Genomic DNA, 12,175 nt, shown 5'->3' on the forward strand with positions numbered 1-12,175 from the left:
CGATGGCGGTGGCAGGCTGGGCACATGGCAACGACGACGCGGGCCACACGACGGGGGTCGTCCACCCGGCGTACGGGTTCGTCCGGACAACACACCCTGATCATCTTCGGCGCCACCGGCGACCTGACCGCACGGCTGCTGCTGCCCGGCGTCGGGAAACTGTTGGCCGACGAGCCGAAACGCGATCTGCTGATCATCGGCGTCGGTCGCGAGGCGTGGAGCGAACAGCAGTGGACCGACCGGATCACGGAGGCCTTCGCCTCCACCCGCAGCCGTTCGCTGCGCAAGGTGATCGCGGACAGCTTCTATCTGCAGGCCGATGTCACCAACGCCGACGACCTGCGCACGGTGCTGGCGCGCGCGTCCGGACCGATCTCGCTGTTCTTCGCGCTGCCGCCGGCGGTGACGATGCGGGCCTGTCGGGCGCTGACGGAGGTCGGGCTGTCGCGGCAGACCAAGCTGGCCCTCGAAAAGCCCTTCGGCACCAACTCCACCGAGGCCACGGATCTCAACGAGCTTCTGCTGCAACTTGTTCCGGAGAACCATATCTTCCGGATCGACCACTTCCTCGGCAAGTCGACGGTGCTGAACCTGCTGGGTCTGCGCTTCGGCAACCGCATGTACGAGCCGCTGTTCTCCTCCGAACACGTCGCCCGCATCGAGATCGTCTTCGACGAGGATCTCGGCCTCGAGGGTCGCGCCGGCTATTACGACACCGCGGGCGCCCTGATGGACATGATCCAGTCCCACCTCCTGCAGGTGTTGGCCCTGACCACGATGGAGCCACCGCCGACATTGGGCGCCGACGATCTGCGGGACCGCACCTCGGAGATCCTGCGGGCGACGCACGTCTGGGGCGACGACCCGGTCACCTACAGTCGGCGCGCCCGATACACCGGCGGCACGATCAACGGCCGGAAACTGCAGTCCTATGCGTCGTCGCCGGGTGTCGATGCCTCCCGCAAGACCGAGACGCTCGCCGAGGTGCTGCTCGAGGTCGATACGTGGCGGTGGCGGGGTGTGCCGATCCTGCTGCGTTCGGGCAAGGCGATCGGTGCGGTTCGCAAGGAGCTGATCGTCACCCTCAAGCCGCCGCCGCGGGTACCGACCGGATTCCGGGGCAAGGCCGAGCCCGAGCAGATTCGCGTCGGCTTCTCCGATCCGGCCGGCGTGGTGATCACCACCAACGTCAACGGTCCGGGCGATCCGTTCCAGCTGGACGTGGTCGACCTGCAGGCGGAGTTGGCGCCGGGTGCGCTGCCGCCCTACGGCGAGGTGCTCGGCGCGGTCCTCGACGGCTCACCCAGTCTGACCGTCCGCGGGGACGCGGCGGTGGACAGTTGGCGCATCGTCGAACCGGTTCCTCGACGCCTGGCGGGCGGACAAGGTGCCGCTCGACAGCTACCGCGCGGGCAGGTCCGGCCCCTCCGCCTGGCGCACCGAACTGGGCGACTGACCACCGGCCATCGCCCCGGCTCTGCACGAAAGGGCCACCCGATTTGCCGGACTCGGTGAGAATGGCTGCAGTTGGAGCCCGAGTACACAAGGAGGCGAACTCGATGGTTCGGAACACCGACGCACGGGTGGCGGAACTGCTGGATCAGTACGACACCACCGACGCCTGCGCCGCCGAACTGCTGTGCGATCGGCATCCCGCCGAGGCCGTCGCCTTCACGGTGATCGAGGACGACCTGTCCTCCCGCGACCTGACCTACGGCGAGCTGCGCGCCGAGTCGACGAAGTTCGCCGCGGCGCTCGCCGATCTCGGGGTCGAACAGGGTGACTGCGTCGCCACCCTGATGGGCAAGTCCGCGGAGCTGGTGGTGGCGCTGCTGGGTATCTGGCGGCGCGGGGCGGTGCACGTTCCGCTGTTCACCGCGTTCGCGGCCCCCGCGATCGCGTTCCGGCTGACCTCGTCCGGGGCCAAGGTCGTCGTCGCGGACCGCAACCAGCTGAGCAAACTCGCGCCGAGTGAGGACATCCCCGCCGACCCGCCGTGGCGGGTGATCGTCGCGGCCGGCACCCCGGAGTCCGAGGATCAGCTGAAGCTGGCGGATCTGCTCGCCGCGCACGCGGCCGACGATCCGGCGGGCGCCGCGGTGACAATCGGCTCGAATGGACCGCTGGTGCAGCTGTTCACCTCCGGCACCACCGGTACCCCGAAGGGTGTGCCGGTGCCGCTGCGGGCATTGGCGTCGTTCCACGGGTACATGGAATTCGGGCTCGACGTGCGCCCGGACGACGTGTTCTGGAATGCCGCCGACCCGGGCTGGGCGTATGGGCTCTACTACGCGTTGCTCGGGCCGTTGGCCACCGGCACCCGCAGTCTGCTGCTGCACGCCGGGTTCTCGGCGGCGCTGACCTGGAAGGTGCTCGACACCTTCGGCGTCACCAACTTCGCGGCCGCCCCGACGGTCTACCGCACCCTGCGCGCCGACACCGGGCCCGTGCCGAAGGGGGTGACCCTGCGGCGCGCCTCGTCGGCGGGTGAACCGTTGACGCCCGATGTGGTGGCGTGGTCGCGTGCGACGCTCGGTGTCGAGGTGCGCGACCAGTACGGGCAGACCGAGCACGGGATGTTCATCGTCAACGCCTGGGCCGACGGCATGCGCGAGGATGTGCCCGCCGGCTCGATGGGTCGGCCGCTGCCGGGTTGGTCGTGTGCGGTCCTGCTCGACGACACCGACGAACCGGCGCCGCCGCGCACCGCCGGTCGGGTCGCCATCGATACCCACAACTCACCGCTGATGTGGTTCACCGGGTACGTCGACGCCCCGCAGAAGACGAAGGAGCGGTTCACCGCGGACGGCCGGTGGTACGTCACCGGTGACGCGGGCAGCACCGACGAGGAGGGGCACTACTTCTTCAGCTCCCGCGACGACGACGTCATCATCATGGCCGGTTACCGCATCGGGCCGTTCGACGTCGAATCGGTGCTGGTCATGCACGAGGACGTCATCGAGGCCGCCGTCGTGGGGCTGCCCGATCAGCTGCGCGGCGAGGTCCTCGAGGCCTTCGTCGTCTTGCGCGACGGTGTCGAGGGCAGCGATCAGCTCGAGACCGACCTGCAGCAGCTGGTGAAGAGCAAGTTCGCCGCGCACGCCTATCCGCGCAGCGTGCACTTCGTCCCGGCGCTGCCGAAGACGCCCAGTGGAAAGGTGCAGCGCTACATCCTGCGCAAGGGCTGACGTCCGGGCGGCTCGGCGCCGGGCCGCCCGGGGGTGCGCCCGTCCGTCCGCCTCGACAACAGCCGGGGACCGGTCAGACGGTGCGCCCCACCTCGGCGACCACCCGCAGATGGTCGAGGGTCGTGCCCATGCCGTCCTCGAGCTCGTCGGCGTGCGAGCCGACCCCACCGAGCAGAACCTTCGAGAACAGCGCCGAGAACCCGCCGAGCGGCTTGCTGGTGGTTCGGGTCTGCACGACACGGGTCCCCGACCCCTGCGGCTCGAGGGTGAAACCCCACTGCGAGGCGCTGGTGGTGGTCGTCCAGACGAGCTGCTGCGGCGCCTCGACCACATCGACGCGGTTGAGGGTCGGCCAGAAGACGACCCCGCGGCGGTTGATGCCGACGTAGCGCTGCCCGGCCCGCAGTCCGCCGGGCCGCAGCGGCACCATCGTCACCAGCTCGGGGCTGGCGTCGGCGAGCACCCGCAGATCGGTCAGCACGGTCCACACCTGCTCCGGGGATGCGTCGATCACCACCTCGGCGACCATCCGGCGGGCCGGGTCGCGCGGCGTCGTGGCGTCCTGCGGTGCTGAAGGAGTCATGGGTCACACCTTGCGGCCCGATCGGGTCGAACACAACCACCCGGGGGTGGATGCCCGACCCTTCGGCGTCCATCCGTGCTGGTTCGGCCGATATATCCGCGCGTTCACGCGAACGGGCACCGGCAGGCAACAGCGACGTTACGGACGCGACCTAGCTTCGGACCCATGCGGATCATCATCATCGGAGCGGGTATCGGCGGTGCCAGCGCGGGAATCGCCCTCGCGCGTCTGGGGCACGAGGTCACGATCTACGACCGGATGCGCGAGAACAAGCCGGTCGGGGCGGCGCTGTCGTTGTGGTCCAACGGCGTCAAGGTGCTCAACTGGCTCGGCCTGAGCGAGCAGGTCGCCGAATTGGGCGGCCTGATGGACACGATGTCCTACGTCGACGGGCTCACCGGTGAAACGATGTGCGCCTTCAGCCTCGCCCCGGTGACCGAGCGCACCGGCCAGCGCCCCTACCCGGTCGCCCGCGCCGACCTGCAGATGCTGCTGATGGAGACCTTCGGTCTGGACAAGATCCACCTGAACATGAAGATGGTGGGCATCGAGGACGACGGCGAGGAGGTCACGGTCACCTTCGCCAATGGGGAGACCGCCACCTGCGACCTGCTGATCGGCGCGGACGGTGCCAATTCGATCACCCGCGACTACGTCACCGGCGGCGGCATCGAGCGCAAGTACTCCGGCTACACCAACTTCAACGGGCTGGTGGCCGCCGACCCGCGCGTCGGGCCGCTCGACCGGTGGACCACCTACGTCGGCGAGGGCAAGCGCGCCGCCGTGATGCCGGTGGCCGGCGACCGCTTCTACTTCTTCGTCGACGTCCCGCAGCCCGACGGCCTGCCCTACGACAAGTCGGAGGGCATCGCCCCGCTGCGCGAGGCGTTCGGCCATTGGACCGGCGGGGTGCAGGCGCTGCTCGACTCGATCGACCCCGCGGTGTCGTTCAACCGGGTGGAGATCTGGGATATCGACCCCTTCCACACCTGGGTGAAGGGTCGCGTCGCGATCCTCGGCGACGCCGCCCACAACACCGCACCCGATATCGGCCAGGGCGCCTGCTCGGCCCTCGAGGACACCTTCGTGCTGTCGATCATGCTCGGCTCGAACACGATCAGCATCGAGGACACCCTCAAGCGGTACGAGCACAGTCGCACCGATCGCGCCGCCGACCTGGTCCTCAAGGCCCGCAAGCGCGGCGAGGAGACCCACGACTACGGCGGCGACCTCACCGAATCCTGGTACGCCTCGCTGCGCAAGGAGTCCGGCGAGAACGTGCTGCGCGGCATCATCGGCAATATCGTCGACAGCCCGATCAACCTCGGCGGCGCCGTCCTCGACTGACCGCATCGGAGTGTTCGGGCAGGCCGGCCACGGCAACACCGTGCGCTACGGGCAGCCCGCTCCCGAGCACCCCACCGGCGCGTCCGGACGCGAATCGAGGGCGTCGACGATCGGGCCGCGCAGCAGCTCGGTCGGGTGATGACCGATTGCGCCGCGGACGGTACGGACCGCCCCGACGGGGCATAGGGTCGGGGCGGTGGAGCGGAATCCGGGCCTGCTCGCTCGGTCGTCGACGCGCGGCCGCCTGACCCTGACGGCGGTCACCCTCGGCACCGGTATCGCGATGCTCGACGGGACGGTCGTCAACATCGCGGTCACCTCGATCGGCCGCGACCTCGGCGCCGGCCTGGCCGCCCTGCAATGGGTGATCAACGGCTACATGCTCAGCCTGGCCGCCTTGATCCTGGTCGGCGGGGCGCTCGGCGACCGCTTCGGCCGCCGCCGCATGTACGTGCTCGGGGTCGCCGGCTTCGCGGTCGCCGGTGGGCTCTGCGCGATCGCCCCGACGGTCGAGATCCTGGTCGCCGCCCGCATCCTCCAGGGCGTCTTCGCCGCCTTGCTGACACCCGGATCACTGGCGATCATCCAGGGCAGCTTCCGCGAACAGGATCGGGCCGCGGCGATCGGCACCTGGGCCGGCGTCTCCGGGGTGGCCTCCGCGATGGGTCCGCTGCTCGGCGGGTGGTTGATCGACAACGCCGGGTGGCGGTGGATCTTCGCGATCAACCTGCCGCTCTGTGCGCTGGTCCTGGTGCTGTGCCTGTGGGTGCCGGACTCGAGGGACAGCGAGGCGCGCGGCGACCTCGACATCATCGGCGCGGTCTGCGGCGTCGTGGCCCTCGCGGGCGCCACCTATCTGTTGACCTCCTGGCGCGATATCCCGATTCCCGCGGCGATCGGCCTCGCCCTGGCGTCCCTTGCGGCCACGGTCGGATTCGTGGCGGCGCAGCGCCGGCCGGGCGCGATGCTGCCGGCGATCCTGTTCCGCTCCCGGGTCTTCGTCGCGGCCAATGCGATGACCTTCCTGGTGTACGCGGCGCTCTCGGCGGTGATGTTCTTCCTGGTCCTGCAATTGCAGGTGACGTCGGGCTATAGCCCGCTGCTCGCCGGGGTCGCGGCGGTGCCGATCACCGTGGTGATGCTGCTGCTGAGCTCGCGGATGGCGGTGCTGGCCGCCCGGACCGGGCCGCGGCTGCCGATGACCGTCGGGCCGCTGATCTGCGCGCTCGGTGTCGTGCTGCTGGCGTCGGTGGGATCGCCCGCGCCCTATTGGACCGCCGTCTTCCCGGGAATGCTGATCTTCGCCCTCGGTCTGACCGCGCTGGTGTCGCCCCTGACCGCCGCGGTGCTGGCCGCCGCTCCGAACCACCTGGCCGGGGTGGCGAGCGGGGTCAACAATGCGGTGGCCCGCACCGGCAGCCTGCTGTCGGTGGCCGCCCTGCCGGCGATCGTGGGGCTCACCGCCCGCGCGTACAGCGACCCGGTAGTCCTGACCAGCGGATATCACCGGGCATTGCTGATCTGTGCGGCGTTGCTCGCCCTCGGCGGGGTGGTCTCCTGGTTCGGCCTCGCGAGCGGGCCGGCCGACCGCGACCATTCTCGCGGCGAGCGGCATCCACAGGTTGGCCACCTACACTGCGGGCCGTGGAGAACGAGCTGATCGCCCGACTGATTCCCGGGGACGCGGTGACACCGTCCGTCCCACAGATTCTGGTGATCTGTGCGATCGCGCTGGTGATCGTGTCGGTGCGGCCGCTGTGGCGGGTCGCTCGGCTGGGCGTGACGCTGGTGCACGAATTGGGCCACGCGATGGTCGGCATCCTGGTCGGCCGCAAGTTCACCGGATTCGTACTGCGCGGGGACGCGTCCGGGCATGCGATCACCGTCGGACGCTCCCGCGGCCCGGGTCTGGTGGCGACGCTGTGGGCGGGTTATCCGGCGCCGGCGCTGGTGGGGGCCGGGTTGATCGCCGCGGCTGCCGCCGGGTGGGCAGCACCGATCATCGCGGTGATGATGGTGGTCCTGCTGATCGCGATGATCCGCATCCGCTCCGGGCTGACCGCGCTGGTGACGATCGGGGTCTTCGCCGGGCTGGCCGCGTTGTGGTGGTTCCGCAACGACGGCCTGCAGATCCTGGTGTTGGCGACGACGGCGGCGGTGCTGATCGTCGGCGCCTGGCGGCATGTGGTCGTCGCCGCACGGGATCGTTCCGGCGACAACGACGCTCGCGTGCTCGCCCGCATCACCGGGGTACCGCGGGTGCTGTGGCTCGCCACATTCGTGCTGGTGTGCACCGCAGCCGCCCTGGTCTTCGGCTGGGCGGTCGTGCCGACCGAAACGATCCGAACGCTGCTGCCGGCCGGCGCCTGAGGCCGCGTCAGGCGGTGACGTCGAGCGCCGCGATCACCTTGGTCGGGTGGACGCGCACCACCAATTCGCCGGGAACACCGTTGCGCCTGCCGTATTCCTCGGCCTTGCCGGGCTCGACGTAGCGTGCCGCGATGCGGGTGGCGGTGTCGATCAGCTCGGCCGGGTCCTCGCTGACCGTCGCGTCACCCTGGACCTGGACGAAGGCGTAGGGCAGCTCCTCGAGGTCGACCACCAGGGTCACGTGCGAATCCCTCAGGATCGAGCGGCCTTTCGCGGTGTCCTTGCCGGTGTTGAAGACGATGTCGTCGCCGTCGAGGATGAACCAGACCGGGGCGACCAAAGCGTGACCGGAGGCGGACAAATACGCCAACTTTCCGGTGCGCGTACCGGTCTCGAGGAACGAACGGACCGCGGGGTCGTCGAGCGTGGTCGTCATTGCTCCGAGAATAGGCGGATCCACGTGCCAGGATGTCCGCATGACCGATTCCGTCCCCGTGTCCGACTCGACGCACGCGACCGAGGCGGGCCCGGCGTCCGACGCGGGGAGCGCCTCGGACTCGGCCCTCTCGTCGGGATATGCCGCCGTTGTGCACAATCCGACGAAGGTCGACCGCGCCGAACTCGAGGCGGTGGTCGCCGCGGCGGAGGCCGGCGCCGGATTCGGGTCCACCCGGTGGATCGAGACCACCGAGGACGATCCGGGGATCGCGATGGCCCGGCAGGCCGTCGACGAGGGGGCGTCGGTGGTGATCGCCGCCGGTGGTGACGGCACGGTGCGGGCGGTCGCGGAGGGTTTGCGCGGCGGCGACGTACCGATGGCGATTCTGCCGGCGGGTACCGGAAACCTGCTGGCCCGCAACCTCGGACTGCCTCTGGACGATCCGGCGGCCGCGATCGACATCGCCTTCTCCGGCACGGACCGACCGCTCGACGTCGGCACGGTCGAGATGGTCCTCGCCGACGGGTCGAGCAGCTCGACCGCCTTCGTGGTGATGACCGGAATCGGTTTGGACGCCGACATGTTGGCCAATACGGACGACGCACTCAAGAAGAAGGTCGGCTGGATCGCCTACGTCAAGGCCGGCGCGACCGCACTGCGGCAGAGCGAGAATCGCACGATCCGCTACCGCATGGATCGCCGCCGGGCGCACGCCCTGCGGGTGCACACCGTGCTGGTCGGCAACTGTGGAAGCGTGCAGGGCAATGTCGCGGTCCTGCCCGACGCGACGCCGGACGACGGTCTGCTCGACGTCGCCTTCCTGCACCCGAGCGGCCCGCTCGGGTGGGTCCAGGTCGCCGCCCACGTCCTGGTGGGCAGTCGGCTGCGGCGCGGGTCGACCACCGGCGGCTCGGCCCGTCGCGCGGTCCGCCACATGCAGGGTCGCACCATCGCCGTGCGGCTGCCGGCGCCGGAGAACCTGGACGTCGACGGCGATCTGATCGAGAACGTCCGGGAGTTCACCTGCTCGATCGAGGCGGGTGCCCTGCTGGTGCGGCTGCCGCACGACTGACGGGCGCCGCCGCTCGAGACGCAGGTCACGGCCCTGTCCGGATATATCCGAACCGTGCCATTCCGGCAAAACGGACGAAACACCCAGATAACTGCTCGCTCCTAGCGTGAGATGTCGGCCTTTACCCCCGCGTCCCACTCACGCACAGCGAGGAGCACACCCATGAACGCTCCGACATCGCAGCAGAGCCCGCTGCACGAACACGACCAGAACATGGCGTCGAAGTACGGCCTCAACGACATGCCGCCGATACCGACCGCCTTCCCGCTGGCGGTACAGCATCTGTTGGCGATGTTCGTCGGCAATGCCACCCCACCCCTGTTGGTCGCCACCGCGCTCGGTTTTGCGACCGGGGAGACGACGCTGCTGGTGCAGTTGGCGATGGTGATCTCCGGAATCACCACGCTGCTGCAGACCATCGGCATCGGCCCGATCGGGGCGCGGCTGCCGGTCATGCAGGGCACCAGCTTCGCCTTCCTGGTGATCGCGATTCCGATCGCGCAGGAATTCGGCCTGGCCGCCGTCTTCGGCGGCGCGCTGATCGCCGGTGTCTTCCAGGTCTTCTTCGGCACCACGCTGCGGTGGATCGCGAAGTTCTTCCCGCCCTTCGTCTGCGGCATCATCATCCTGATCATCGGCATCAGTCTGATCCCCAACGCGATCGACTACGCCGCCGGCGGCGGACCCGCCCGGGCGGCGGGCACCCTCGGCGCCTGGCACCACTTCGCCATCGCCGGCCTGGTGGTCCTGGTGATCATCATCTGCAGCCAGTTCGGCAAGGGCTTCATCTCGGTCGCCGCGGTGCTGATGGGCCTGGTCGTCGGCTATATCGTCGCCGCGTTCGCGGGCATGGTCGACCTGACGCCGATCGCCGAGGCCGGTTGGTTCATGGTGCCCACCCCGCTCGAATTCGGATTGAGCTTCCATACGACGGCGATCATCGCGATCGTGCTGCTGGCGCTGGCCAGCTCCGTCGAGTCGCTCGGTGACCTGACCGCGGTGGCCAAGACCGGCATCGGCCGTTCCCCGACGCCGCGCGAGCTCAGCGGTGGTGTGGTCGCCGACGGTATCGGCACCTCGCTCGGCGCGCTGTTCTCCGCGATGCCGAATACGACGTTCAGCCAGAACACCGGCGTGATCGCCCTGACCGGGGTGGTCAGCCGGTGGGTGGTCGCGATGGCCGGTGGCCTGCTGCTGTGCGCCGGCCTGATCCCGAAGATCGGCGCCATCTTCAGCACCATCCCCTACCCGGTGCTCGGTGGTGCGGTGCTGGTGATGTTCTCGATGGTCGCCGCCGCCGGTATCCAGGTGATCGCCCACGAGGTGCTCGATCGCCGGGCGCTGCTGATCCTGGCGGTGTCGTTGGGACTGGGCCTGGGCCTGTCGCTGGTCAACGACGACGCGATCGCCTCGATCCCGGACGATGTGCGCCTGCTGCTGACCTCGGGCATCGTCCCGGCGATGTTCGCCGCGGTGATCATGAACGCCGTGATCCCCCGCAAGCTCCCGCCGCTCGAGGAACGCGCCAAGGAACTCGCCTGATCCTCTCGCCTCACGTGACCCCGGCCGATTCGGTCGGGGTCACGTGCGTTGCACAAGACGTGCGGGAGCGGAACGCCGTGGACGCATGGTCCTCGGTGATGCTGTGTGGAACGTGTTCGGCGACACCCCGGAATCCGTAGCCGTGGCCCGCCGGCCAACTCCGCAAAAGCGGAAATAGGACGTATCGAGGGCTCGCTCCACCCGATGATGCGGCGGGTACTCGCGGTGTTCGACCGTCGGAAGCACGGCACGAAGTGAGGGATGGACATGAAGATCGCTGATAGCACCCTGGTGGTGACCGGCGGCGGGAACGGGATCGGGCAGCAGCTGGTGCTGGAACTGTTGCGACGCGGTGCCCGGGTCGCTGCGGTGGACCTGCGTGCGGACTCGTTGGCGCAGACCGCAGACCTCGCCGCGGCCGGCGACCGGCTGAGCACTCACCCCGTGGATGTCACCGACCGGGCCGCTGTCGAGGCCCTTCCCGACCTGGTGGTGCAGGCCCACGGGCAGGTGGACGCCCTGGTCAATGTCGCGGGCGTGATCCAGCATTTTGTCCCCTTCGTCGACCTCGACTACCCGGAGATGGAGCGGGTCGTCGCCGTCAATCTCTGGGGCGTGATCCACACCTGTCACGCGTTCCTGCCACTGCTGCGTGAGCGACCCGCCGCTGCTCTGGTCAACGTCTCCAGCATGGGTGGGTTGGCGCCGGTGCCCGGTCAGACGATTTACGGAGCGAGCAAGGCCGCGGTCACCCTGTTCACCGAAGGGCTGTACGCCGAACTGCAAGACAGTTCCGTTGCGGTGACCACGGTGATCCCCGGAGGGGTGGCTACCGACATCGTGGGAAACTCGGGCGCAACCGTGCCGGGCAACCGACAAGAGGGAAGCGAAGACAGGGCCGCCGGCCTGACCAGTGCCCCCGATGCCGCCCGCCAGATCGCCGACGGCATCGAGAAGGGCGCGTTCCGGGTTATCGTCGGCAAGGACGCAAGGATGCTCGATCGAATCTCCCGGCTATCGCCGCAGCGCGCCACCGAGATGATCGCCAAACGCATGGCTTCCCTGGTCAACTGACGGATCGTTGCGGCGGCCGGTTTCGGATCACTCGGCCGGGGCACGATCGGCTCGGTTGTCGTCGAGATCGCGCAGGTGCTCGGCGAAGGCACCGGTGACCCGGTCCATCACCCGCAGCGCCACCGCGAGGTCGGCCTCCGATACGTCCTCGAGGGCCGCGGCGGTGCGATCACCGAGGGGGCCGAAGAAGCCGGCGGCAACCTCGAAGCCGTGGTCGGCGTAGCGCAGGATCACCCGACGACCGTCCGCGCTGTCGCGTTCGCGCAGCAGATGCCCGGAGGCCACGAGGCGCTCGACCAGGTAGGTCATCGCGGCCGAGGACAGGCCCAGATCCCGGCCGAGTTGGGTCGGGGTGAGCGGCCGCCCCTCACGCTCGGCGACCAGGACCGCGAGCAGGGCGCGGAAGTCGTTGGCGCCGAGGTCGTGGTCGGCGGCGAAGCTGCGGCCGATGCGGTCGCCCAGCGACACCAGGGTCTGCGCGCGCATGGCTATGCGCACGCGCGTATCCCGCCGTGCCGACGCGTCCACCGGATCCCCACTCACAGCCACCCGCTCGATAC

At 69.4% G+C, this 12,175-nt stretch carries 11 protein-coding genes; 8 read left to right on the plus strand and 3 right to left on the minus strand.

Features of this window, described 5'->3' with window-relative positions:
- Nucleotides 1–24 precede the first annotated feature (24 nt).
- Both MB1_RS02115 and MB1_RS02120 read left to right on the plus strand, forming a co-directional pair.
- Nucleotides 25–1,515, plus strand: coding sequence for a glucose-6-phosphate dehydrogenase (locus MB1_RS02115; protein WP_245649983.1), 1,491 nt, complete (start codon nucleotides 25–27; stop codon nucleotides 1,513–1,515).
- 44 nt (nucleotides 1,516–1,559) lie between these two features.
- Nucleotides 1,560–3,188, plus strand: coding sequence for an AMP-binding protein (locus MB1_RS02120; protein WP_066903158.1), 1,629 nt, complete (start codon nucleotides 1,560–1,562; stop codon nucleotides 3,186–3,188).
- 73 nt (nucleotides 3,189–3,261) lie between these two features.
- Here MB1_RS02120 and MB1_RS02125 read toward each other — a convergent pair whose 3' ends face one another.
- On the minus strand, nucleotides 3,262–3,771 hold the full coding sequence (locus MB1_RS02125; RefSeq protein WP_084350640.1) for an SRPBCC family protein: 510 nt from the start codon (nucleotides 3,769–3,771) through the stop codon (nucleotides 3,262–3,264).
- 165 nt (nucleotides 3,772–3,936) lie between these two features.
- On the opposite strand from MB1_RS02125, the gene hpxO reads away from it, so the two are divergent.
- The 3 genes from hpxO to MB1_RS02140 all read left to right on the plus strand — a co-directional run bounded on the left by hpxO (nucleotide 3,937) and on the right by MB1_RS02140 (nucleotide 7,488).
- Nucleotides 3,937–5,118, plus strand: coding sequence for an FAD-dependent urate hydroxylase HpxO (gene hpxO, locus MB1_RS02130; RefSeq protein ID WP_066903163.1), 1,182 nt, complete (start codon nucleotides 3,937–3,939; stop codon nucleotides 5,116–5,118).
- A gap of 196 nt (nucleotides 5,119–5,314) precedes the next feature.
- On the plus strand, nucleotides 5,315–6,778 hold the full coding sequence (locus MB1_RS02135; RefSeq protein ID WP_066903165.1) for an MFS transporter: 1,464 nt from the start codon (nucleotides 5,315–5,317) through the stop codon (nucleotides 6,776–6,778).
- Nucleotides 6,763–7,488 carry a M50 family metallopeptidase gene (locus MB1_RS02140; protein WP_084350642.1) on the plus strand — a complete coding sequence of 242 codons (726 nt, stop codon included), beginning with the start codon at nucleotides 6,763–6,765 and terminating at the stop codon, nucleotides 7,486–7,488. Before MB1_RS02135 ends, MB1_RS02140 begins: the two co-directional genes overlap by 16 nt.
- Before the next feature lie 7 nt (nucleotides 7,489–7,495).
- Here MB1_RS02140 and MB1_RS02145 read toward each other — a convergent pair whose 3' ends face one another.
- Nucleotides 7,496–7,924 carry a PPOX class F420-dependent oxidoreductase gene (locus tag MB1_RS02145; protein WP_066903167.1) on the minus strand — a complete coding sequence of 143 codons (429 nt, stop codon included), beginning with the start codon at nucleotides 7,922–7,924 and terminating at the stop codon, nucleotides 7,496–7,498.
- Nucleotides 7,925–7,964: 40 nt separating this feature from the next.
- On the opposite strand from MB1_RS02145, the gene MB1_RS02150 reads away from it, so the two are divergent.
- From MB1_RS02150 to MB1_RS02160, 3 genes are all read left to right on the plus strand, one after another.
- Nucleotides 7,965–8,999, plus strand: a complete 1,035-nt coding sequence (locus tag MB1_RS02150; protein WP_084350644.1) for a diacylglycerol/lipid kinase family protein — start codon at nucleotides 7,965–7,967, stop codon at nucleotides 8,997–8,999.
- 162 nt (nucleotides 9,000–9,161) lie between these two features.
- Entirely contained in the window at nucleotides 9,162–10,541 is a 1,380-nt protein-coding gene (locus MB1_RS02155; protein WP_169801581.1) for a uracil-xanthine permease family protein, read from the plus strand.
- Nucleotides 10,542–10,802: 261 nt separating this feature from the next.
- Nucleotides 10,803–11,615 carry an SDR family NAD(P)-dependent oxidoreductase gene (locus MB1_RS02160; RefSeq protein WP_369406837.1) on the plus strand — a complete coding sequence of 271 codons (813 nt, stop codon included), beginning with the start codon at nucleotides 10,803–10,805 and terminating at the stop codon, nucleotides 11,613–11,615.
- 27 nt (nucleotides 11,616–11,642) lie between these two features.
- Here MB1_RS02160 and MB1_RS02165 read toward each other — a convergent pair whose 3' ends face one another.
- Nucleotides 11,643–12,113, minus strand: a complete 471-nt coding sequence (locus tag MB1_RS02165) for a MarR family winged helix-turn-helix transcriptional regulator (protein ID WP_245649984.1) — start codon at nucleotides 12,111–12,113, stop codon at nucleotides 11,643–11,645.
- Between the last annotated feature and the right edge of the window lie 62 nt (nucleotides 12,114–12,175).

It is taken from the genome of Millisia brevis NBRC 105863, assembly GCF_001552615.1.
Classification (GTDB): domain Bacteria; phylum Actinomycetota; class Actinomycetes; order Mycobacteriales; family Mycobacteriaceae; genus Millisia; species Millisia brevis.